The organism is Cellulomonas sp. Leaf395 (assembly GCF_001424125.1).
In the GTDB taxonomy this organism is placed as follows: Bacteria; Actinomycetota; Actinomycetes; order Actinomycetales; family Cellulomonadaceae; genus Cellulomonas.
Map to the genome: position 1 here is coordinate 388428 of NZ_LMQI01000002.1, position 22414 is coordinate 410841.

23 protein-coding genes are annotated in these 22414 nt (G+C 72.7%); 13 read left to right on the plus strand and 10 right to left on the minus strand.

The features are described 5' to 3' along the window. Positions 1 to 94 precede the first annotated feature (94 nt). Positions 95 to 1411, plus strand: a complete 1317-nt coding sequence (locus tag ASG23_RS06125) for an NYN domain-containing protein (RefSeq protein WP_162242663.1) — start codon at positions 95 to 97, stop codon at positions 1409 to 1411. A 3-nt stretch (positions 1412 to 1414) separates the two neighbouring features. Here the strand turns inward: ASG23_RS06125 and ASG23_RS06130 are convergent, their stop codons facing one another. Genes ASG23_RS06130 through ASG23_RS06140 form a run of 3 tightly spaced genes read right to left on the minus strand, consistent with a single transcriptional unit; the run spans position 1415 to position 2817 of the window. After that, a complete protein-coding gene (locus tag ASG23_RS06130) occupies positions 1415 to 1801 on the minus strand; it encodes a PIN domain-containing protein (protein WP_056021681.1) in 387 nt (128 codons plus the stop codon). Then, on the minus strand, positions 1798 to 2052 hold the full coding sequence (locus ASG23_RS06135; protein WP_056021684.1) for a type II toxin-antitoxin system Phd/YefM family antitoxin: 255 nt from the start codon (positions 2050 to 2052) through the stop codon (positions 1798 to 1800). The genes ASG23_RS06130 and ASG23_RS06135 overlap by 4 nt, the downstream gene beginning before the upstream one ends. A gap of 30 nt (positions 2053 to 2082) precedes the next feature. After that, complete coding sequence (locus tag ASG23_RS06140) at positions 2083 to 2817, minus strand: GntR family transcriptional regulator (protein ID WP_056021687.1); 735 nt, start codon at positions 2815 to 2817, stop codon at positions 2083 to 2085. Between the two features lie 121 nt (positions 2818 to 2938). On the opposite strand from ASG23_RS06140, the gene ASG23_RS06145 reads away from it, so the two are divergent. The 4 genes from ASG23_RS06145 (at position 2939) to dhaK (ending at position 6274) form a co-directional block, all read left to right on the plus strand. Beyond that, positions 2939 to 3799, plus strand: a complete 861-nt coding sequence (locus ASG23_RS06145) for a class II fructose-bisphosphate aldolase (protein WP_056021690.1) — start codon at positions 2939 to 2941, stop codon at positions 3797 to 3799. Beyond that, positions 3796 to 4575, plus strand: a complete 780-nt coding sequence (locus ASG23_RS06150; RefSeq protein WP_056021693.1) for an HAD-IA family hydrolase — start codon at positions 3796 to 3798, stop codon at positions 4573 to 4575. Before ASG23_RS06145 ends, ASG23_RS06150 begins: the two co-directional genes overlap by 4 nt. Positions 4576 to 4590: 15 nt before the next feature. Beyond that, entirely contained in the window at positions 4591 to 5211 is a 621-nt protein-coding gene (dhaL, locus tag ASG23_RS06155; protein WP_056021696.1) for a dihydroxyacetone kinase subunit DhaL, read from the plus strand. A 67-nt stretch (positions 5212 to 5278) separates the two neighbouring features. Continuing rightward, positions 5279 to 6274: a dihydroxyacetone kinase subunit DhaK gene (gene dhaK / locus ASG23_RS06160; RefSeq protein WP_082515877.1), complete on the plus strand. Its 996-nt coding sequence runs from the start codon at positions 5279 to 5281 to the stop codon at positions 6272 to 6274. Positions 6275 to 6356: 82 nt separating this feature from the next. Here the strand turns inward: dhaK and ASG23_RS06165 are convergent, their stop codons facing one another. Then, on the minus strand, positions 6357 to 7067 hold the full coding sequence (locus ASG23_RS06165) for a glycoside hydrolase family 16 protein (protein WP_056021698.1): 711 nt from the start codon (positions 7065 to 7067) through the stop codon (positions 6357 to 6359). A gap of 120 nt (positions 7068 to 7187) precedes the next feature. After that, the gene (locus ASG23_RS19445) at positions 7188 to 7451 is read right to left on the minus strand and encodes an SRPBCC family protein (RefSeq protein ID WP_235520910.1); all 264 of its coding nucleotides are present in this window, start codon (positions 7449 to 7451) and stop codon (positions 7188 to 7190) included. On the opposite strand from ASG23_RS19445, the gene ASG23_RS06175 reads away from it, so the two are divergent. Further along, positions 7452 to 8063: a dihydrofolate reductase family protein gene (locus ASG23_RS06175; protein ID WP_056021703.1), complete on the plus strand. Its 612-nt coding sequence runs from the start codon at positions 7452 to 7454 to the stop codon at positions 8061 to 8063. Positions 8064 to 8089: 26 nt separating this feature from the next. Further along, positions 8090 to 8512, plus strand: a complete 423-nt coding sequence (locus ASG23_RS06180; protein WP_056021706.1) for a DoxX family protein — start codon at positions 8090 to 8092, stop codon at positions 8510 to 8512. On the opposite strand, the gene ASG23_RS06185 is transcribed toward ASG23_RS06180, so the two are convergent. Together ASG23_RS06185 and rlmC are read right to left on the minus strand one after the other, a co-directional pair. After that, positions 8499 to 9623, minus strand: a complete 1125-nt coding sequence (locus tag ASG23_RS06185; protein WP_056021709.1) for a flavin-containing monooxygenase — start codon at positions 9621 to 9623, stop codon at positions 8499 to 8501. The two genes, ASG23_RS06180 and ASG23_RS06185, sit on opposite strands and share 14 nt — an antisense overlap. Positions 9624 to 9662: 39 nt before the next feature. Then, on the minus strand, positions 9663 to 10787 hold the full coding sequence (gene rlmC / locus ASG23_RS06190) for a 23S rRNA (uracil(747)-C(5))-methyltransferase RlmC (RefSeq protein WP_056022693.1): 1125 nt from the start codon (positions 10785 to 10787) through the stop codon (positions 9663 to 9665). Between the two features lie 149 nt (positions 10788 to 10936). On the opposite strand from rlmC, the gene ASG23_RS06195 reads away from it, so the two are divergent. Beyond that, positions 10937 to 11731, plus strand: coding sequence for a hypothetical protein (locus ASG23_RS06195; RefSeq protein WP_056021712.1), 795 nt, complete (start codon positions 10937 to 10939; stop codon positions 11729 to 11731). Positions 11732 to 11737: 6 nt separating this feature from the next. Here the strand turns inward: ASG23_RS06195 and ASG23_RS06200 are convergent, their stop codons facing one another. Then, positions 11738 to 12259, minus strand: a complete 522-nt coding sequence (locus tag ASG23_RS06200; RefSeq protein ID WP_056021715.1) for a mycothiol transferase — start codon at positions 12257 to 12259, stop codon at positions 11738 to 11740. A 79-nt stretch (positions 12260 to 12338) separates the two neighbouring features. Between ASG23_RS06200 and ASG23_RS06205 the strand changes: the two genes are divergently transcribed. Both ASG23_RS06205 and ASG23_RS06210 read left to right on the plus strand, forming a co-directional pair. Beyond that, positions 12339 to 13100 (plus strand): NAD-dependent epimerase/dehydratase family protein, encoded by a 762-nt coding sequence (locus ASG23_RS06205; protein WP_056021718.1) that lies wholly within the window; start codon positions 12339 to 12341, stop codon positions 13098 to 13100. Then, a complete protein-coding gene (locus tag ASG23_RS06210; RefSeq protein ID WP_056021721.1) occupies positions 13097 to 13393 on the plus strand; it encodes a DUF1905 domain-containing protein in 297 nt (98 codons plus the stop codon). The genes ASG23_RS06205 and ASG23_RS06210 overlap by 4 nt, the downstream gene beginning before the upstream one ends. Here the strand turns inward: ASG23_RS06210 and ASG23_RS06215 are convergent. Continuing rightward, a complete protein-coding gene (locus ASG23_RS06215; RefSeq protein WP_082515879.1) occupies positions 13390 to 15570 on the minus strand; it encodes an alpha/beta fold hydrolase in 2181 nt (726 codons plus the stop codon). The two genes, ASG23_RS06210 and ASG23_RS06215, sit on opposite strands and share 4 nt — an antisense overlap. After that, positions 15567 to 16655: a class I SAM-dependent methyltransferase gene (locus ASG23_RS06220; RefSeq protein ID WP_235520912.1), complete on the minus strand. Its 1089-nt coding sequence runs from the start codon at positions 16653 to 16655 to the stop codon at positions 15567 to 15569. The genes ASG23_RS06215 and ASG23_RS06220 overlap by 4 nt, the downstream gene beginning before the upstream one ends. 110 nt (positions 16656 to 16765) lie before the next feature. On the opposite strand from ASG23_RS06220, the gene ASG23_RS06225 reads away from it, so the two are divergent. The 3 genes from ASG23_RS06225 to ASG23_RS06235 all read left to right on the plus strand — a co-directional run bounded on the left by ASG23_RS06225 (position 16766) and on the right by ASG23_RS06235 (position 22413). Next, complete coding sequence (locus ASG23_RS06225; RefSeq protein WP_056021724.1) at positions 16766 to 19471, plus strand: AAA family ATPase; 2706 nt, start codon at positions 16766 to 16768, stop codon at positions 19469 to 19471. Between the two features lie 277 nt (positions 19472 to 19748). Beyond that, positions 19749 to 21446 carry an HNH endonuclease gene (locus ASG23_RS06230; protein WP_056021727.1) on the plus strand — a complete coding sequence of 566 codons (1698 nt, stop codon included), beginning with the start codon at positions 19749 to 19751 and terminating at the stop codon, positions 21444 to 21446. Between the two features lie 130 nt (positions 21447 to 21576). Beyond that, a complete protein-coding gene (locus ASG23_RS06235) occupies positions 21577 to 22413 on the plus strand; it encodes a DUF998 domain-containing protein (protein WP_082515882.1) in 837 nt (278 codons plus the stop codon). The last annotated feature ends 1 nt before the right edge of the window (position 22414 follow it).

Sequence of the window (22414 nt, forward strand, 5' to 3'; positions counted from 1 at the left end):
GTCCAGTGTGCCCGTCGCCGTACGAGACGAGGCCGACACCGAGAACACGGCGTCGGGGTACGCGCCCGCCCGCGTCAGCGGGGAAGATGCTCGGGTGACTTCCTCCAGCGTGACCACTGCCGACCGTGCCGACGCCGCTCGGCGTTTTCGGACCGCCCTGTTCGTCGACTTCGACAACGTGTACATCGGCCTGCAGCGCCTGGACCCCGTGGCCGCGGAGGCGTTCGCCACCAACCCGGCCCACTGGCTCAGCGAGCTGGAGTCCGGCACCGACGCGGAGGGCGACTTCTCGCGGCGGTTCCTCATCCGCGCGTGCTACCTCAACCCGTCGCGGTTCTCGCAGTTCCGGCCCAACTTCACGCGCGCCGGCTTCCAGGTGGTCGACTGCCCGTCGCTGACGCAGCAGGGCAAGAGCAGCGCCGACATCAACCTCGTGCTCGACGCGGTCGACGCGCTGGCCGCGCCGACGCACTACGAGGAGTTCGTCATCGTCTCCGCCGACGCCGACTTCACTCCCCTTGCCCTGCGCTGCCGGGCGGCCGACCGTCGGGTCACGATCATGACCGCGAGCCCGGCCGCCAGCGCGTACCGCGCGGTGGCCGACTCCGTCATCACCGCCGACGAGCTGGCGGACCTGGTGACGCACACCGCGTCGACGCTGCCGGTGGAGAACGTGGTCGTCGAGCCCCCGGTCGTCGCCGAGCCTCCCGTCGTGACGGCCCCGCCCGCACGGGCCAAGAAGGCCGCGCAGGAGCCGGTCGCCGCCACACCCCCCGCGAGCACCGCGGCGCGCAAGGCGGTGCTCCAGCGGGTGCAGACCGCCGACCGCCCCGTGCCGCTGGGCACCATCGCGCAGCTGGCTCAGAAGACCGAGCCCTCCCTGCCGGAGTCGCGGTGGGCGGGTGCCGGTGGGTTCCTGCCCTGGCTGGCGAAGGTCGTCCCCGAGGTCGGTGTCTCGTCCCGTCCGCCGGGCTACGTCTGGGACCCCACGCGCTTCGGCGAGGCCGACCTGCCCGGCGCGGTCACGGACATGGCGCCGAGCGCGCTGCAGAACCAGGTGGTCGCGGTGACCGACACCCCCGGCCTGAGCCAGTCCACCTACCGCGTCCTGCTCACGACCCTCGCCGCCGACCTCGCAGCCCAGCCGTTCGACCGTGCCGAGACCTCACGACGGGTGCGCGACGCGTGCCAGAAGGCGGGCGCCAAGATCGGCCTCTCGACCGTCAACTTCGTCATCGGCGGCATCATCTTCGCCGGGCTGCGTCTCACGTCCTCCGTCACGTCGCGCGACCTGGCGACGGCGTGGGCGGACAACGTCGTCGGACTGTGCCGGGGAGCGCGCATGCAGATGAGCGCCGGCGACGTCACGGCGATCCGCGCCTGGGTCGGCGGCGGCCTGCTGGAGGGCTGACCGCTACTGCTGCGGGACGCGGACCTCGACCAGCGACTCCAGCCCGGCGAAGTCGTCGATGGTGTACGTGAGCAGCGTGGCGTCGTGCGCCAGCGCGGTCGCAGCGATCATGAGGTCGAACGCGCGACGGCGTGGCTGCCTCCCGTGTGCGAGCACGGCCGCGGCGAGCTGTCCGTACGCTGCCGCGACCATCGCGTCCACCGGAAGAGGGTCGAACCGCCGCTCGACCGCCGTCAGACGCTGCAGCCGGAGAGCCCGGGCGGCGGCGTCGGGCGCGACAAGGACACCGAAGTGCAGCTCGGCCAGGCTGATCGCGCTGACGGCCAGCTCGGCGTCGCCGAAGTCGGCAGCGCCGCCCACGAGCACGCTGGTGTCGAGCAACGCCCTCACGCGTGGCGCTCGAACGGGTCCGTGACCTGCTGGTCGAGCAGGTCACGCGTCGCCGCGAACGTGGGGTCGGCCGGCCTGGCCCAGATGTCGGCCACCTCGTCGTACCGACGCCAGGCACGTCGTGTTGCGGGGACGAGCATCGCGACGTCGCGTCCGCTGACCGTCACCGTCAGCCGCTCCCCGTCCTCGACGCGGCGCAGGACCTCGCTGGCGTGCTGGCGCAGCTCGCGGACACCGACGGAGTGGCTCATGAAAGCCACCGTAGCACTTGTGCTACATGGTCAACGGTCGTAGTCGAAGCGCAGCCGCATGCGGTCGCCGCGGAAGACGATCGACGAGTACTCGAACGGCCGCGACAGCGCGTCGGAGATCACGTCCTGCAGCTGGAGGGCCGGCTCGCCGCGGCGCATGCCCAGGTGCTTGGCGTCGGCAGACGTCACGGCGACGGCCTCGAGCTCCTCGTGCACGCGCTTCATCGGCAGGCCGTAGTGCTCCTCCAGGACGACGCACAGCTGGTTGGCGACGACGTCGTGCCCGTCGAGCCCGGGCGCCAGGCGGGCCGGCACGTAGGAGCGGTGCAGGCTGATCGGCTCGCCCTGGACGGAGCGGACGCGGACGATCACGTACGTCTCGTCACCCTCGCCGAGCGCGAGCCGCTCGAGAACCCCCGACGATGGCGTCTCGAGCCCGACCGAGACCAGCCGCGTCGACGTCTCGTAGCCGAGGCCCTCGAGCTGCTCGCGCACGCCCCGGTAGGCCGGTGAGACCGCATTGATCTTGGGCGTGGCGACGTAGGTGCCCTTGCCCGGCACGCGCACCAGCAGGCCGTCGCCGACGAGCTTGGTCAGCACGCCTCGCACGGTCATCCGGCTGAGCCCGTAGATCCGGTTGAGCTCGTTCTCGGACGGGATGCGCTGGCCGGGTAGCCACTCGCCGCTGGTGATCCGGGTGTGCAGGATCTGCTCGAGCTGCGCGTAGAGCGGCACCGCCGACTCTCGCTGCAGGACGTTCGTCATGGCTCCAGGGTTCCACGGATCGCGCGCGTCTGGTCGTGCATGAGTAGACCTGTCTAGACTGCCGAGAGGTCGGGACGATGCGGTCCCGGTCGCGCTGGACCGCTCGCCGGGAGGGCTGGGCATGATCTCGTCGACGCTGACGATGACGCGGACTGCTCGCGAGCGCGGGTACGCGGTCCCGGCGGTGAACATCCTCGACGACCTGTCCCTGCGCGCCGTGATCGCCGCGGCGGTGGCCGCGAGCTCCCCGATGATCATCCAGATCTCCGTCAAGACCGTCCGCTCGATCGGCACCGACCTGATCACGACGATGTTCCGGCACGCAGCCGGCGACGTGGCCGTGCCCGTCGCGCTGCACCTCGACCACTGCCCCGACCGGGCCGTCATCTCCGACGTCGTCCGGGCGGGCTGGTCGTCCGTGCTGTTCGACGCCTCGGACCGCGACCTGGAGACCGCCGAGCGGGAGACCGCCGAGGTGGTCTCAGAGGCGCACGCCGCGGGGGTCGACGTCGAGTCGGAGATCGAGAACATCATCGGCGTCGAGGACGGCGTTGGGTCGGACGTCTCGCTCCACTCCTACGACGTCGGCACCCTGGCGGCGGTCGCCCAGCGCACCGGGGTCGACCTGCTCGCCCCGCAGCTGGGCACCGCGCACGGCGAGTACACGGCGCAGCCGGTCCTGCTCCCGGAACGCGTGCGGGAGCTCGCGGCGCTGACCGACCGCCCGATCGTCCTGCACGGCGGCACGGGGTTGTCCGCCGAGGACTTCGCGACGTTCATCGCGGCGGGCGTGTCCAAGATCAACATCTCCACCGGCGTGAAGGTCGCCTACATGCGCTCGGCCGAGAAGCACCTGGCCGAGGCGCGGGCGACGAACAGGTGGGACCCGCCGTCGATGTTCCGGGACATCTCCGCCGCGGTGCAGGCCGCGATCGCGGTGCACATCGAGGAGTTCGGCGCGGCCGGGAGGGCGTCCTCGTGAGCCCCACGCTGATCTTCGACTGCGACGGCGTCCTCGCCGACACCGAGCGCGACGGGCACCTGCCCGCGTTCAACCAGACGTTCGCCGAGGCCGGCCTGCCGATCCACTGGAGCGAGGAGGAGTACGGGCACCTGCTCGCGATCGGCGGGGGCAAGGAGCGCCTCGCGACCGTGTTCACGCCGCTGTTCGCCGAGACCGCGCACCTGCCCACCGACCCCGACGAGCAGCGCGACCTGATCGCGCGCTGGCACAAGGCGAAGACGGCGCACTACACGGCGATGGTGGCCGACGGCGTCCTGCCCGGCCGTCCCGGCATCGAGCGGATCGTGGCGGAGGCGGCCGACGCCGGCTGGGGTCTGGCTGTCGCGTCGACGTCGGCCGAGGCATCCGTCCGGGCCGTGCTGGAGCACGCCGTCGGCGCCGACCTGGCTGCCCCGTTCACGGTGTTCGCCGGGGACGTCGTGCCCGCCAAGAAACCCGCCCCCGACATCTACCTGCTCGCGCTGCGGGAGCTCCGCGTCGGACCTCAGGACGTCGTCGTCGTCGAGGACAGCGCCAACGGTCTGCGCGCCGCGCTCGGTGCCGGGCTGCGAACGATCGTCACGGTGAGCAGCTACACGGCCGACGAGGACTTCACCGGCGCCTCCCTGGTCGTCAGCTCGCTCGGTGACCTGCCCGAGCACCCCGCCACCGTCCTGAGCAACCCCCACGACCTGGCCATCGACGGCCAGGTCGAGCTGTCACACGTCGAGCACCTCCTGCACACCACCCCCTAGAAGAGAGCGACTGCCGTGTCCGATGCCCGTGTCGAGTCCGTCGTCCGCACCCTCACCGAGGGCTGCGTCGAGAACGAGAAGTACTTCGGGGACCTCGACTCCGTGGTCGGCGACGGTGACTTCGGGTTCTCGCTGGCCCGCGGGTTCGAGAACGTGCTGGCCCAGTGGGACGCGTTCGACCGCTCCGACACGGGCACGTTCCTGCAGAAGGTCGCCGTCGTCATGTCGGGCCGGATCGGCGGCACGTCCGGGCCGATCTGGGGCACCGCGTTCCTGCGCGCGGCCGGTCAGGTCAAGGGCAAGCAGGAGATCACCGGCGACGACGTCGTCGCGATGCTGCGTGCCGCGATCGAGGGCATCAAGGCGCGCGGCGGTGCGGACCTCGGCGAGAAGACGCTGCTCGACGCGCTCGCGCCGATGACCGACACGATCGAGCGGGAGCTCGCGGCGGGGTCGGCACCCGCGGACATCGCGAAGGCCGCCGCCGTCAGCGCCCGGGAGGCCGCCGAGGCAACCCGGCCCATGCAGGCACGCCGCGGACGCGCCTCCTACACCGGCGAGCGCAGCATCGGGTCGCTCGACCCCGGTGCGGTCGCGGTCGCGGTGCTGGCCGAGCGCGTCGCCGACACCTGGTGACACACACGTCCGCGCTCCGGGGGCGACGCGGCGACCGACCGATCACGACGATGTGGAGGAACGACTGATGAAGAAGTTCGTCAACGACCCGTTGAACTTCGTCCCCGAGATGCTCAAGGGCATCGCCCTGGCCAACCCCGACACCCTGCGCTACGTGCCCGAGTACAACCTGATCATGCGGGCCGACGCCCCCAGCCACGACAAGGTGTCGATCATCCAGGGCTCCGGCTCGGGCCACGAACCGGCGCACGTCATGGTCGTCGGCAAGGGGATGCTCGACGGTGCGTGTCCCGGTGACGTGTTCGCGGCACCGCCCATGGAGTACGTGCTGGAGACCGCGAAGCTGCTGGCATCCGACAAGGGCGTCCTGCTCCTGGTCAACAACTACACGGGCGACAAGATGGCGTTCGAGATGGCCGCCGAGCTGGCAGAGGCCGAGGGCCTGAACGTGCGGACGCTGTTCATCAACGACGACGTGGCGGTCAAGGACTCGACCTGGACGGTCGGTCGACGCGGCGTCGCGGGGAACTTCTTCGTCATGAAGGCCGTCGGCGCGGCCTCCGAGGCGGGAGCGTCGCTGGACGAGCTGGTGCGGATCGGCGAGAAGGTCAACTCCGTCACGCGGACCATGGGCATCGCCCTGACCCCCTGCACGCCGCCCGCCAAGGGCTCACCGCTGTTCGAGCTGGCCGACGACGAGATGGAGGTCGGCGTCGGCATCCACGGCGAGCCCGGCCGTCGCCGCGCGAAGCTGGTCAGCGCCGACGAGATCGTCGACGAGCTGCTCGGCGCGGTCGTCCCCGACCTGCCGTACTCCTCCGGCGACTCGGTGGCGCTGATGATCAACGGTCTCGGCGGCACCCCGATCAGCGAGCTCTACCTGCTGTACGGGCTAGCGCACGAGAAGCTCGCCGCACAGGGCATCACCGTGGGCCGCAGCTACGTGGGCGAGTACTGCACCTCGCTCGACATGGCCGGCGCGTCCCTCACGCTGGTCCAGCTGGACGACGAGATCACGGAGCTGCTGCTGGCCCCGGCAGAGATCGCCAACCGGGTGTTCTGAGCCCGTGCCGCCACGCGCGGCGGCCCCTGACCCGCCGCGCGTGGCTCGCTCAGGTCCCGTCGCGCGACGTCCACGAGGTCCCTCAGCGGCGCTCGTAGCCCCGAAGGCTGTCGACGACGAGCTCGGGAACGGCGTCGGCGTCGTCACCGACGGACTTCTCAGGGAAGTCGAAGACCGCGAGCATCATCTGCATCGGGTACGTCGGCGGGGCCGGACAGCGGCGCACCTCGGCGCCGTCGACGAGGAGGGTGACGTGATCGGCGGACCAGTCCACCGCGTACGTGTGGGGCTCCGCGATGTCGAGCGGCAGCCGGACCGCCTCGAAGTCCTCGACGACCGCCGGGTCGCGGAACGGGTGTAGTCCCATCCCCACGGCCGCCGACCCGGGCTGGACGGCATCGCCGAACATCTCCGCGACGCAGATCTCCGCCGAACGCTCGGGCTGGTCCTCGAGCCCCACCATCCAGAACGCGACCATCGACCTCGGCGTCACCACGGCGCGCGCCCGCAGCTCGATGCGACCGCCCGACGGGGTCCACCCGTGGAACAGCTCCTGCGCCTCGCGCACCCGGAGGCCGTCGCGGTACGGCTGCTGACCCCGGGTGCTGCCGACCGGGCCGGAGAAGCTGCCGGACTGGATACCCGACACGCGCATCGGAGGCAGGTGGTCGTCGGCGCACCACAGTCCCTGGTCGGGCGGGATGCGCAGGTGCAACCACGAGTCGCGGAGCTCGTAGGACGCTGCCGTGGCTGCACGCGAGCTCCACGCCGGCAGGTAGTGCGGCAGCCACACGGCGCGGTCGAGGTCGAGGCCGTCGAAGTGGTCCTCGAAGGGCCGGCACCCATCCGTCGGGGTCGGTCACGAACCCAGTCTCCGACAGCCTCGACCGGACGGCAGCCCTGCCGGGCACGGTCAGGGGAGGTGCTCGACCAGCTCGCCGAACGCCGAGTCCCAGCCGTCGTACACGGACTCGTCCCCGGGCAGCCCGCCGATGCCGTCCACGTGGAAGACCATGCGCGTCCGCTCACCGAGATCCTCGAGCGTCACGGTGACCACGGGCGCACCGTCCTGCGGGTCGCCCGGGTCCGCCCACGTGAACACCAGCCGCTCCGGCTCCACGACCTCCCGGTAGACGCCGCCGGTGGGATAGGTGCAAGCCGTTCTAGCGTGGGGCACATGGGAATCGTGCGGGTGAGCGCGTCGGTGTCGTTGGACGGGTTCAGTGCCGGACCCGACACGTCGGACGCGGCGCCGTTGGGCGTCGGCGGCGAGCGGCTGCACCGGTGGCTGTTCCCGGACGGGGGCGGCAGTGCCGTCGCCGCGGACGGCACGACGCCCGCCGGTGCCGACGCCGCCGTGGCCGACGAGCAGCTCGCCCGCACCGGGGCCGTGGTGGTCGGGCGACGGACCTACGACATCGGCGTCGGACTGTGGGGCGACACCCCGTTCCCGGTGCCGACGTTCGTGGTGACGCACCGGGCGCACGATCCCCGACCGATGCGGAGCGCCACCTTCACGTTCGTCACCGACGGCGTCGCGAGCGCCGTGGCGCAGGCCGTGGCAGCCGCCGGGGACCGGGACGTGCTCGTCATGGGCGGCGCCGACGTGAGCCGGCAGGCGCTGGCCGCCGGGCTGGTCGACGAGGTCGTGCTCAACCTGGTGCCCGTACTGCTGCACCGGGGCGAACGGCTGCTCGACATCGCCGGGGACCAGACCACCGAGCTGGTGCGCACGGGCCTCGTCGCGACGGACGAGGCGACGCACCTGACGTTCCGCGTCGTGCGGTGAGGCCCGGCGTGGGGGACGCTGGCCGTATGACCTCCACCTGTCCCGCACGGACGGTCGGCCGGATCGCCCTCGGCGCGGTGCTGCTGCTCGCCGGCACCAGCCACCTGACGTTCGCCCGGGAGGAGTTCGCCGCGCAGGTGCCGCCGTGGGTTCCCGTCGACACCGACACCGTCGTCGTCGGCTCCGGCCTGGTGGAGCTCGCCCTCGGCGGCGCGCTCGTGGCGCTGCCGAAGCACCGCGCCACGGTCGGCTGGCTGACCGCCGCGTTCTTCGTCGCGATCTTCCCCGGCAACATCTCCCAGCTGGTCACGCGGACGGACGCGTTCGGGCTGGACTCCGACAGGGCCCGGGCGATCCGGCTCGTCTTCCAGCCGGTCCTGGTGCTCTGGGCGCTCTGGTCGACGGGCGCGTGGAAGGCGTGGCGGGAGAGCCGCGTCAGCCGCGGCTGATCGCCCGCGCGATCCGGTCGGCGTCGATCCGCAGCTCGCGGAACATGCCACTGATGGGGTTGGTGTACCCGGTGAAGTAGAGCCCGGGCGCCGAGTGGAACGTCCGCGGCCCGTGCGTTCGCGGCAGTCCGCGCTCGTCGAGCACGCCGAGGTCGCCGACCAGCGCCTCGAGCCCGCGGCGGTACCCGGTGGCGGCGACGACGACCTCCGGGGTGATCGTCGAGCCGTCGGCCAGCACCACGGCACCGTCGTCGAACGACTCCACCGCCGCGACCGGCTCCACCCGTCCCGCCTGGACGGCCGCGATCAGGCCGACGTCCTGCAACGGCACAGAGCCCTCCATGACGCGCGAGTACAGACCGGTGGTCGGCCGCGGGAGGCCGTACGGGGACAGGTCCGGCACCTCGACGCGGGCCACCCCGGCCGCGATGCGATCCACCACCCGGACGGGCAGGTGCCGCACCACGATCCCGGTGCCCTGCGCGGGCCAGCCGAGGTTCGAGCGTCGGACGATGTGCGGGGGCGTGCGGATCGCGAGCCGGACGCGCGACGCCCCGCCCTCGGTGAGGTCGACGGCGATCTCCGACCCGGTGTTGCCCGCACCGACCACGAGCACGTCCTTGCCGCGGTACGGCTTCGCGTTGCGGTACGCCGAGGCGTGCACCAGCTCTCCCGCGAACGTCTCGACGCCCGGCCACGCCGGCGGCACGGGCGTGTGGTTGTACCCGGTGGCGACCACGACGGTCGACCCGGTGAACACCTCCCCCGACTCCGCCTCGACCACCCAGCCGCCGTCGGCCCGCGCGACGCGCTTCACGTGGACGCCGGTGCGCACGTCGAGCCGGTGGTGCACGGCGTACATCTCGAGGTAGTTGACGACGTCAGCTCGCGCGACCCACCGGCCGAAGCGGCGCGGGATCGGAAAGCCCGGCAGACCCGACCAGCGCCGGGTGGTGTGCAGGTGGAGCCGCTCGTAGTGCTGACGCCACGAGGCGCCGACGGCGTCGGAACGCTCGAGCACGACGGCGGGGACGCCACGCCTGCCGAGGGAGGCGGCGACCGCGAGGCCGGCGGGTCCGGCGCCGATGACGAGGACGGGAGAGGTGCTCATGCCTCTTCCTATCGTCTTGTGAACGGCCGTCCAAGAGAGCTACGTGCGCTCCAGAAGTGTGAGGACCTCGTAATGGGTGGTCTGCGGGAACATGTCGAGCACCTGCGCGCGCCGCGGCCGCAGCGAGGGCATGGCCGCCAGGTCGCGGGCGAGCGACGTGGCGTTGCAGCTGGAGTAGACGACGTGCTGCACGTCGGAAGCCTCCAGCCAGCGGCTGAGCGCCTCCCCGATGCCCCGCCGCGGCGGGTTGACGATGACCAGGTCGGGAGCCCTCTCAGCGGCCACGGCGAACTCGGTGGCGTCACCGGCCGCGAACCGCACGCCGGCCAGGCCGAGGTCGGCAGCGCTGAGCGTCGCGCTCGCGATCGCCTCGACGCTGGTCTCGATGCCGACGACCTCGCGGCCGGGAGCAGCCACGTGCAGCGCGAACCCGCCGACGCCGCAGTACAGGTCCCACACGCTCGTCGGCGCCAGCTCCTCCACCCACGACGCGGCGTGCCGGTACAGGGCGGAGGCCACCTCGGTGTTGGTCTGGAAGAAGCTCTGCGGGCGCAGGTGCAGGTCGATCCCGTTGACGCGCATCCGCAGGGTCTCGGTCGCCGTCAGGAGGATCTCCCGCGCCCCCTCGAGCACCGCCTTGTGGTCCGGCAGCAGGTTCACGGACACCACCCGCAGCTGCGGCAGGGCGTCCAGCAGCCACGGCAGGTGCTTGCGGATCCGGGCCACCGGCTCCTGCGAGCGCAGCACGAACCGGAGCATGAGCTCGCCGTCCGGCGACTGGGTGACCAGCAGGTTCTTCAGCTCGCCTGTGCGCGCGGGGACGTCGTACGGCGTGAGGTTCGCGCGCGTGACGAACGCGGCCAGCACGGGGAACGTCTCCGCGAGCGGACCCGGGTACAGCCCGCAGCCCCGCAGGTCGACGCCGTGGCCCGCGGCGTCGAGGATGCCCAGCGTCGGAGTCTCGACGGTCCCGCCGACGACCATCTTCGCCTTGTTGCGGTACCCCGACTCGCGACCGGTGACCGGGGGCAGCCACACGAGGTCGTCTCGCTCGCCGAGGAGGTTGGCGCAGTGCCGTTCCTTGTCCGCGACCTGCTCGCCGTGCGGGCGCCCCATCCAGGTGCAGGAGCGGCAGACCCCTGCGTCGAAGTACGCACACCGCATGGGCGGGAAGCCTACGTGGACGAGCGCCTCGTCGACGTAGGCCGACCCCGACCGTTGCATGAACTGCCGGACGGGGACCCCGGACCGGCGCTACGGTCGGCTGACGCGGCGGGCGCAGGAGCCTGTGATCGGACGACGGGAGTCACGACGTGCCGCACCGGACCGCCCTGCTGCTGGCCCTCGCCGCCGCCACGCTCGTCGCAGGCTGCGCCCAGGCGACGGCGGAGGTCCTCCCGCCCGCCGTCCCCCCGGTCGAACGACCGGTCCCCGGACCGCTCTGGGCCTACCTCGACCAGGTCGACGCGAGGCTCGCGACGCAGGTGAACGAGGAGCGGACCCGGACGTGCGTGGCCGACGCCGGGTTCACGTACTGGCCGGACGACCCGAACAACGAGCTCACCCAGGACACCCTCCCGTTCGCGCGGCGGTGGGGGTACGGCGGCCTCAGCATCCCCGCTGCGACGTCGGCGGACCACAACGCCGCGTACGTCCGCACCCTGTCCCCACAGGACCGCCAGCGGTACGACGCGACGCTCGCCGCCTGCTCGGTCGCACCGGTCGAGGCGCCCGCGGAGGACTGGGTTGCCGACCCGCACTTCGCCGACCTGCACGCGGACCTCGAGGCCTGGGTGCTCGCCGTGATCGACGACCCGCGGGTGCACGTTGCCGATGCTGCATGGTCCGCGTGCATGGCCGATGCCGGTCACGACGTCGGGTCGCCGGACGAGGCCGAGGACCAGGCGGCGGCCGCGACGGAGGGCGGCGTCTTCCCCACCCCCGAGGTCCAGGACGCGGAGATCGCGCTGGCGGTCGCCGACCTCACGTGCCGCGCCTCGACCGGGTACGAGGAGTCGACCCGAGCCGCGTGGCACGCCGTCCAGCAGGAGTTCGTCGACGCGCACCGCGGCCAGCTGGACGCGCTGGTCGCGGCGCACGGTCTCTGAGTCGCGTCAGCCGTGGGTGAGGGCAGAGCGCTCCAGCAGACCCCGCACGTACGCCGCCTGACCGGCGTGCTGCAGGCTGTCCCCGACGATGCTCACCAGCCGGACGCCGAGGGTCACCGGCGGGTCCCAGCCCTCGTCGACCACGCGGTCGAGGTCGCCCTCCGCGAGACTGCGCAGGTAGTCCAGCGTGCGGTCGCCGACGGCCCGGTAGTAGCCGACGAGCAGGTCCGCCGACGCGCGCACCCGACCGACGTCCTGCGCGCTGTGGCCGTACCCCGTCGCCGTGTCGTCGAACGGCAGGTCGAAGCGGTCGGCCCAGCCCTGGGCGGTCCAGACCTGCTCGGTGCCCGCGACGTCGGCGATCTGCGCGTCCTCGCCGCGGGCCGCGTGCCACGCCAGCCACGCGATGGAGTTCGCCTCCGGGTCGGGTCGGAACGCGAGCTCGTCGACGCCCAACCCGTCGACGGCCCGCGTCAGCAGACCGTCCACCCGCCCGAACGACTCGACCAGCAGTCCGGCCACGTCCATGCGGCACCATCCTTTGTTGGAGACGATCGACGCTACGTCGCCGGCCCTCACCGCGCGACAGAGAACCAAGGAGGACGGGATGGGTGACACCGTCGTGATCACCGGCGCGGCCGGTCGGATCGGCACGTACCTGCGACACGTCGACGGAGGGCTGCCGTCGCGAGGGTGGGACCTCGTCCTGGTCGACGCCGTGGACCCCGGGGATCCGTACACGTCGGTGGACCTCCGGGACGACGACGCTCTCGACGCGTTGACGGAGGCGATGGCGGGTGCCACGGCGGTCGTCCACCTGGCCGCGATCGCGCAGGAGGACACGTGGGAGGCGCTCGTGTCGACGAACATCGACGGCACCTACCGCGTGCTCGAGGCGGCCCGGCGTGCCGGAGTACGGCGGGCGGTGCTGGCCAGCTCGTGCCATGCCGTCGGCTACTACCCCACCGGTTCGACGGCGCCGGCGGACCGGCCCGTGCGCCCCGACACGTTCTACGGCGTCTCCAAGGCCGCCGATGAGGCGCTCGGGAGCCTCTACGCCGACCGGCACGGGATCGAGGTGGTGTCGCTGCGCATCGGCGCCTGCATCGACCGGCCGCTGTCCACCTTCGACCTGGGCATCTGGCTGAGTCCCGGCGACGCCGTCCGCCTGGTCGACGCCGCGCTGCGCGGACCGGTCGACGGCCCGACGGTCGTGTACGGCACCTCGGCCAACACCCGCGCCTGGTGGGACCTGACAGGCGCGCGGGCCCTCGGCTACGCGCCGCAGGACGACGCCGAGCACTTCGTGGACGAGGTCACCGAGTACACCGGTCCGAGCCTGCTGGGTGGAGAGATGGCACGACCGTGACCTATGAGTTCGAGGCGCCGCTGTGGCTGTGGGACGCCCGCAAGACCGACGCGTGGACGTTCGTGAGCCTGCCGACGCACGTCGCCGACGAGGTGCTGGACGTCGTCGGCGACTCCACGCGCGGCTTCGGGTCGGTACGGGTCGAGGTCACCGTCGGCGCCACCGTGTGGCGGACGTCGATCTTCCCGTCGACCGACACGTACGTGCTGCCGGTGAAGAAGGCGGTCCGCAAGGCCGAGGGCCTCGACGTGGGTGACACCGTGCGGGTGCACCTCGCGCTGGTGGATCTCTAGACGAGGTCCGCCAGCAGCGCGGCCGCCCGCGCCGCGCCGTCCGTGGCCACCGGCCGGTACCGCACGTCGCGGCTGGCCTCCTTGACGATCGCCTCCGCGAGGCCGTCCGGGTCGACCGCGTCCTCGTAGGCGAGGTGCCGCCCGGCCTCGTACCGGTCGAGCCGCTTGCGCACGTGCAGGTTCTGCTCGAAGTGGTGACGCAGGGGCACGTACACGAACGGCTTGTTCAGGGCCGTCAGCTCCATCGTCGTGGTCAGGCCGCCCTGGACGACCGCGACGTCGCACGCGGCGAGGTGCCGGAACAGGTCCGGCACGTACCCGAGGACCGTCGACCCGTCCCAGGTCGGCAGTGACGAGGGGTCGATCCGTGGGCCGGTGACGAACGCGAACCGGAGCTCCGGCGCGAGCTGGCGGACCAGCGGCACGACGTCCATGACCCGGCGCAGCAAGGACGTGCCGACGCCGGACCCCCCGACCGTGACCACGCAGAGCTTCTCCCCAGGACCCACCCCGAGGTCCGCGCGCAGCCGCTCGGTGCCTTCCAGCTCCGCGGGGTCGAACCCGGTCACGTACCCGGCGAAGTCGAAGTTCTCCTCCGTCCACGCCCGGATGCTCGGCAGGCCCGGCCCGAAGTCGTCCTCGACCACGTCGTCCGGGTCCCCGACGAACACCGAACGGTCCCGGACCCGGGCGAACCGGGCGCGCTGCTCGATCATCTCCGCGTTGTAGTCCGCGGTGAGCATCGCCTCGCGTGGCCCGCCGTCGGGCATGGGCAGCCAGCCGACGAAGTCAGTCATCCACGCGAACGAGAACCGCTTGAGCTCGGGGTTCTCGTGCAGGAAGTAGTCGACGTCCCACGCCTCGTCGCCGATCACCAGGTCGTAGTCGCCGGCGGCCACCACCTCGTCGAAGACCATGAAGTTGTGCACCAGGATCTCGTCCATCCGGCGGATCGCCTGGAACGCGTGCAGGTCGTGCTCGCCGGCCTCGTGCTCGATGTGACCCGACTCGTTGCGCAGCCACGCCGACGCGGGGTGCACCCGCTCGCCGTGCCGCGCGAGCACGCGGGTGACCGGGTTCTGCGCGAGCCAGTCGATCTGCAGCTCGGGCCGGAGCGCGCGCAGCTCCGCCGCGACCGACACGTCCCGCTGCGCGTGCCCGAGCCCGATGGGTGACGAGAGGTACAGCGCCCGTGGTGGCCTTCGCAGGGCTCGCACCCAGGTGGTGCGCGGTGCGGCCGGGACGGACCGGTCGACGAACTGCGCGATCAGGTGGTTGATCTTCACGGGGTCGCGCGCCGACGGGCCGTGCCCCGCGTGCTCGAGCAGCACCAGCTCGCCGCCGGTCAGCTCGGCCAGCCGCTCGCCGAACGCGTGCGGCCGGATGCGGTCGTCGGTGCCGTGCACCACGACGACCGGGCAGGTCACCTGCCGGGCCAACGGCGTGACCGGCTCGCACACCGCGCCGTCGCACCCGATCCGCCCGGCGGTGGTGTCCGCGAGCGTCTGCGGCAAGATCTCCTGCGCCCAGCCGAGGCAGTCCTCGATCTGCTTGGTCGAGTGCGGCTCGGAGAACATCTTGTGGAAGAAGTACTCGGTGAAGTCGTCGTAGCCGCCCCCGAGCCAGTAGTGCTTGTTGTACTTGGCCCAGCCCTCCGAGGAGTCCAGGGGCTCGTCCCACGGGACGTGGTCGCGGCCCGGGGTGGCCACGTCCAGGCCGCATGACGGGGCGATAGCCATGATCCCGAGCACGCGCGCGGCACTCGCAGAGTCGCCAGCCGCGACGTGCACCGCCCAGGACGCCCCGCACGACTCGGTGACCAGGACGGCCTTCTCGGTTCCCGTCGCGTCCATCACGGCCAGGATGTCGTCGGCGTACTGCCGGTCGGTGTACGCCTCGGCGCCCTGCGGCCGGCCCGAGCGCCCGCTCCCGCGGCCGTCGAACGTGATCACGCGGTAGTGCCGCGCCAGGAAGCCGATCTGCGCCTTCCAGAACCGCGAGGGGACGATCGACCAGGTGGGAACCAGGACCACCGTGGTGCGGTGGTCCTGATGGAACACCTCGTAGGCGAGCGGGACCCCGTCGCGCTCGGCGACGCCGACGACGTCGGGGTCCGCTGCCCTGCTCGGGTCCGTGCCCACCTGAGCAGTCTCGTCCTCGCGGGTGCTCCGCGTCACGGGCGGACCTCGAACACGTTGTTGAACGGGGTCGAGGCGGCGGTCCGGAACGCGGTGAACCCGGCGGCGGTGGAGACGTCGCGGATCTTGGCCGGACCGGCCTGCGTGCCCATCGCCAGCCCGACGTCCTGGCTGAGCGACGCCGGCGTGCACAGCAGGGTGGAGAACCCGTAGTACGCCCGGCCGACGGTGTTGAGGTTGTCCTCGACGCGGTCGCCGGCCATCGGCTCGACGACCATCCACGTGCCGTCGGGAGCGATCGCCTCGCGCACGTGCCGGGCCGCCCCGACGGGGTCACCCATGTCGTGCAGGCAGTCGAACATCGCGATCAGGTCGTAGCCCGTCCCGGAGAACCCGGTAGCGGGAGCGACCTCGAACGTCACCCGGTCGGACACCCCGGCAGCCGCCGCGCGCTCGCGGGCGACCTCGATCGAGGCCTCGTGATAGTCCGAACCGACGAACGTGGCGTTCGGGAACGCCTTCGCCAGCAGGATCGTCGACGCACCGTGCCCGCAGCCGACGTCGGCGACCGTGCCACCCGCCTCCAGCTTCGCCGCGACCCCGTCGAGCGCGGGGATCCACTCGTTCAGCAGGTGCCCGTTGTACATCGTGCGGAAGAAGCGCTCACACCCGTGGTGCACGTCGGTGTGGTGCTCGTGCCACCCCAGACCGTCGCCGTCGCGCGCCGCCTGGAGGATGCTCTCGGCGCCGTGGACGGTGCCGAGCGCCAGCTGGAAGAAGCCCGCCAGGTACGCCGGGCTGGTCGGGTCCGCGAGCGCGACAGCGTGCTCGGCGGGCAACGTGTAGCGGCGGGTCTCGGCGTCGTACTCGACGTAGCCGCCGGCGGCCTGGCTGTTCAGCCACTCCCGCGCGTAGTGCTCGCTCGTCGAGGTCTGCTCGGCCAGCTCGGCCGGCGTGACAGGGCGGCCGTCGGCCATCGTCGTGTAGTAGCCCAGCTTGTCGCCCATCACGACGAGCGCGGTGTTCAGGGTGGCGCCGACCTCGTCGACGGCGCGGAACACGAAGGACATGAGCGTGTCGGGGTCGATGGTCCGCTGCACCTGCGCGGGCATGGTGTCGGTCATGGTCGTCGATCTCCTCGCCGAGGTGTCGGATGTGTCGGTCTCGACACTGGCCGCGACGGTCGACCCATCGCATCAGGGCACCCCCCTGGTGTGCTCCCTAGACTCGATCCGTGCTGGTCGGACGCGAGCTCGAACGGCAGGTCATCAGCAGGCTGGTGGCCTCCGCTCGCGTGGGTGAGAGCGGCACGCTGCTGCTGACCGGCGAGGCGGGGATCGGCAAGAGCGCGCTGCTCGAGGATGCTGCGTCGGCGGTTGGCGACGCGGGCATGCGGGTCTTGCGCGCGGCCGGGATCGACTCCGAGCGGGAGGTGCCGTTCGGTGGCCTGCTGCAGCTGCTGCGTCCCGTGCTGGACCATCTGGACGCCCTGCCCGCACCGCAGGCGGAGGCGCTGGGCTCCGCGCTGGCGCTCGTGCCGGGGTCCGGCGGCGAACGCTTCGCGGTCGGCGCGGCGGTCCTGAGCCTGCTGAGCCGCGTGGCCGAGGACGGACCCGTCGCGGTGATCGTCGACGACGCGCACCTGCTCGACCCGCCGTCGGCGCAGGCGCTGTGCTTCGCGGTCCGACGCCTCACCGCCGACCCCGTCGTCGTCCTGCTCGCAGCGCGCGACGAACCGTCGGTCGTCCGCTCGGCCGGCCTCCCGGAGCTCGCGGTGGAGGCTCTCGCGGCTGCCGACGCCCAGGCGTTGGCGGGGCGGCTCGGCCACCGTCTCTCGCCCGAGGAACGCTCACGGCTGCTGGCCTCCGCCGGCGGGAACCCGCTCGCCCTGCTGGAGCTCACCGACGACGGTTTCGACGCCCTCCCGCCGGGCGCCCCCGTCCCGGTCCCGGCGTCCCTGGCTCGGACGTTCGCCCGCCGTGCCGACGCGCTCTCCGCGGACGCCCGCACCGCGCTGCTGGTCGCGGCAGCGGGGGGCAGCGATCTCGCGACGGTCACCGCCGCCTGCGACCTGCTCGGCGTGTCCGTCGGCGACCTCGACGAGGCTGCGCGCGCCGGGCTGCTCACCGTCGACGCCACGCGGGTCACGTTCCGGCACGACCTGGTCCGCTCCGGCATCTACGCGGAGGCCGCGCCCGCAGCCCGACGCGCGGTGCACGCCGCCCTGGCGCAGGCGGTGCACGCCGACGACGTCGACCGTCGGGCCTGGCACCTCGGGGAGGCGACCGCCGCGCCCGACGCGACGGTGGCAGGGGTGCTCGACGAGGCAGCCGCTCGTGCACGGGCGCGGGGGGCGTGGGCGGTGGCGTCGGCCGGGTACGAGCGGGCCGCCAGGTTGAGCCCCGATCCTGCGCACCGCGCGCAGCGTCTGGTGTCCGCGGCGGAGAGCGCCTGGCGCGCGGGGCTGCCCGAGGCCGCGCTCGACCTGCTCGACCGCGCCTCCGGCCTCCCCCGGTCACCCGCCCTGCGCACCCGGGCCGCCGCGCTGGACGGCGCCGTGGCCGCGCGGACCGGGTCCGTCGAACGGGCTCGCGACGTCTTCCTGGCTGCGGGCACGCTTGCTGCCGACGACGACCCGGACACCGCGGTCACGTTGCTGGCCGACTGCATCGCCGCGTGCCAGTTCGCGGGAGACGTCGCGGCGGCGGCGTCGGCCGCGGCGCTCATGGCCGGGCTGGAACCGCGCACAGCGCGAGCGCGGTGGGTCGGGTCGATGGCGACGGCCGTGGCAGGCATCCTGGCGGGACAGGGCGGTCCGGACCTGCTGCGCGCCGCCATGGCCGAGGTCGACGCGTTCCTCGACGACCCGCAGCTGGCGCCGTGGCTCGTGATCCTGCCGCTCTACCTGCGGGAGAGCACGGTGGGCCGCGACGTCATCCCGACGGTCGTCGCCCACTCGCGGCGGCGCAGCGACATCGGCGGGCTCCCGCTCCTGCTGTTCTACGTCGCCCGGGACCAGGCGACCACCGACCGGTGGGACGACGCCGTCGCCGGGTACACCGAGGCGATCCAGCTCGCTCGCGAGGCCGGGCAGGCCACCGACCTCACCGCGTGCCTGGCCGGGCTGTCCTGGCTCGAGGCGCGGCGGGGAGACGCAGACGCCTGTCGGGCCCACGCGCAGGAGGCCCTGGCGATCGCGGGCGAGCACCACCTCGGCTTCGTCCAGACCTGGGCGATGACGGCCCTCGCCGAGCTCGAGCTGGGCCTCGGCCACCCCGACGCGGCGCTCGAGCGTTTCCGGACGATCGACACCCTCCTCGCGGACCTCGGCCTGGTGGACGTCGACATCTCGCCCGCCGCGGAGATGGTCGAGGCCATGGTGCGTCTCGGCCTCTCCGACGAGGCGAGCGACCTGGCGGCGTCGCTGACCGGGCGCGCCGAGGTCAAGGGCCAGCCGTGGTCGCTGGCGCGTGCTGCCCGCGCGGCCGGCCTCACCTGCCCGGACCCGGACGTGGACGTGTGCTTCTCCGTCGCCCTCGCCTACCACCAGCACACGCCCGACGACTTCGAGGCCGCACGCACCGAGCTGGCCTACGGCTCGCGGCTGCGCCGGATGAAGCGCCGCGTCGACGCCCGCCCGCACCTGCGGACCGCCCTGGCCACCTTCGAGCGCCTCGGCGCGGTCCCGTGGGCCGACCAGGCCGCCGCCGAGCTGCGCGCGACGGGTGAGACCGCGCAACGCCGCAGCTCCACCGGGATCGACCTTCTGACGCCCCAGGAGCTGCAGGTCGCGCACATGCTCGCGGGCGGACGGACCACGCGAGAGGCCGCCGCGGCACTGTTCCTCAGCCCGAAGACGATCGAGTACCACCTGCGGAACGTGTACCTGAAGCTCGGGATCCGGTCCCGGCAGGAGCTCGCGGCCGCGATCCCGGGGTGACGGGTCCACGTCGCGGCAGCCGCCGAGCGGCACGGGTCCGCGTCACGGCAGCCGCCGAGCGGCACGGGTGAGAGTCGCGGCAGCCGCCGACCGACACGGCCCGAGATGACCGCATGTGCGCGACGGATGATCCATCGGCGGCCGCCGCCTTGATGGCGGCGGTCGCCTCACGCCGCCCTCAACGGCGGGCTGTGGGCGGCTCAGCGCATGGCCTGTGGATATGTTTGTGCAGGTCAAAGCCTTGATCCGGCGCCTGCTACCACCTAGAATCGTACACATGTTCGATGTGGAGGCGGGTGTGCGGGACGTGGCGGCGCGTGTACGGGACGCCACGTCCGAGCTCGCGTCCGCGTCCCGCTCCAGTGCGACCTGGACCGCCTCGGACCGGGCGTCGGTCCTCGGCGCGGTGCGTGCCGCGCAGGCCGCCCTGGCTGAGGCGCAGGGGTTCGTGCTCGTGGCGGACCGGGCCGCCGGAGACACCATGCGCACCGGGGACCGCACGTTCGAGGCGGCGCACGCGCGGGTGTCGCGGTCGGGGCTCGGTGAGGCGGCCCGGGCGGTGCGGCAGGCCGACGCGCTGGTCTCGATGGCCACGGTTGCGGCCGGCGTGCGGGACGGGTCGGTGCCGTTGGGGCACCTGGACGCGCTGGCCCGGGTCGCGGCGTCCTCCACCCCGGAGGTCGCCGCGGTGCTGCGCACCCCGCAGGCACAAGAGACCGTGGTGGCGATGGCGCGGTCCCAGTCCGGCCCGGACTTCGCCCGCGCTCTGGCCCGGTTTGTCGCCGCCAAGGATCCGGCCGGGTTGCAGGCGTCGCACGACGAGCAGCAGCGCGAACGGTTCTTCTCGATGTCGGCCCAACCGCACGGCGTGTTCCTCAAGGGCCGCCTGGACCGGGTCGCCGGAGAAACCCTGCGGATCGCGCTGGCCGCGATGGGCCAGTTCGGCGACGACACGCGCTCGCCAGGCCAAGCATGCGCGGACGCGTTGACCATGCTCGCGGAGAAGGTCTGCGCCGGTTCGACTCCGCGACGCGTCGTCGCGGAGTCGGGCGCGCACAGTGCCGGGCCGGTTGCCCGCGGCTCCACGGCCGCCGCCGGACCGCTGGTGGACAGCAGCACTGACCCGGCAGGCGAGAACTCCGCCGCGACGGTGGTCTCGGGCACGGTCAGCCGCCCACACCTGTCCCTGCTCGTCCCGGCCGAGACCGTCGCCGAGCTGATCGCCCACCAGCGCGCCCTCGACGCGGCGACAACGGCGCAGGACGACCGCACGGACGCGACCGCGACCCGTGGCACTACCCGCGGTGACTGGTCCCGCGACAGCTCCCGTGATGGTTCCCGTGATGGTTCCGCGGGCGTGACGGCTGGTGGGAGGGGACGCGGTGGCGCGGCTCCGGTGTGTGCGCCGATCGCGCTGCCCTGGGCTCCGGTCGTGCCGGCGACCCTCGAGGACGGGACGCCGGTGGCGATGTCGGAGCTGGCGCGGGCGTTGTGCGACGCCGAGATCACGCGGATCGTGATGTCCGCCGAGTCGCTGCCGCTGGACGTGGGGCGCACCAAGCGGCTGTTCACGACCGCGCAACGCCGCGCGGTGGTCGCCCGGGACGGGCAGTGCGTGTGGAACGGGTGCGACCAGCACGCCTCCCGGTGCGAGGTCCACCACGTGCGCTGGTGGGACCGCGACACCGGGCCAACCTCCGTGACCAATGCCGCCCTCTTGTGCAAGCACCACCACAGCGAGACCCACCGCCTCGCTCTGAGCATCCAACGACTCGAGAAGCCACCGGGCTGGACACGACGACAACTGGCCAGGGCCTCGGCCATGGAAGGCACGGACACCGGTGGGACAGGTCCCACCGGTGTCATCGGTGAGCCCGTCGAGTCCATCACCGGTCGCGAACCTCTGCGCTACGTCTTCCGCAACGGTCGCGGTCACATCATCAACTCCCCCAGTAGCGGCAGCGGCGTGCCGTAGCACTCCCCGCCCGGCCACATCAGCCGTGCCGTCGAAACTCGTGGCAGAAGTGCTGTCGAGAACCTCCAAGCCCGTTCGAGGGGTGGGTGTACGGCCGGATCCGCCCGGCCGCCGGCACCGAGGAGTCACGATGTCCACCACGCCCAACCCGTCCACCTGGTCCACGACGCCCGCCGCGGCCACCTCGTCCGACTCGTCCACCGCGGCCACCGCTGCCGACTCGTCCACCGCGGCCACCGCTGCCGACTCGTCCACCGCGGCCACCGCTGCCGACTCGTCGACCGCGCCCGAGTCGTCCACCGCTGGCACCGCGTCGAACGACTGCCCCGTCGACCCTGCCGTCCGCGTCACCCGGTCGCTGCTCGGCTACGGCGTGATCGCCGGTCCGTTCTACGTGGTCGTCTCGCTGGCGCAAGCGCTGACGCGTGAGGGTTTCGACCTGACCCGGCACGCGTGGTCCACGCTGGCCAACGGCTCGCTCGGCTGGATCCAGGTGGCCAACCTGGTCCTGACCGGGCTCATGGTCGGGGCGTTCGCGGTCGGTCTGCGGCGCGCGCTCGTCTCTGGTGCCGGGTTCCGCTGGGTGCCGCGGCTGGTGGCTGTGTTCGGTGCCGGGCTGGTGCTGGCAGGGATCTTCCGGGCCGACCCGGGGGACGGCTTCCCGGTGGGGTCGTCGGCTCCGACCGTCCCCAGTACCGACGGGATGCTGCACCTGCTCACGGCAGGGATCGGGTTCGTCGCGCTGGCGGCCGCGATGATCGTCGTCGCACGGCGGTTCGCCTGGCAGCGCCGCCCGCTGGGTGCCGTGCTGTCGTCGGCGGCCGCGGTCGCGCTGCTCGGCGGGTTCGTCGCGATCTCGTCGGCACCTGGGACCGACGGGGTGCTGGCGTTCACGGCCGGGATCGTGGTCGCCTGGACCTGGGTGAGCGCCTTCGCCGTCGACACCTACCGCCGCACGGCGGCCTGAG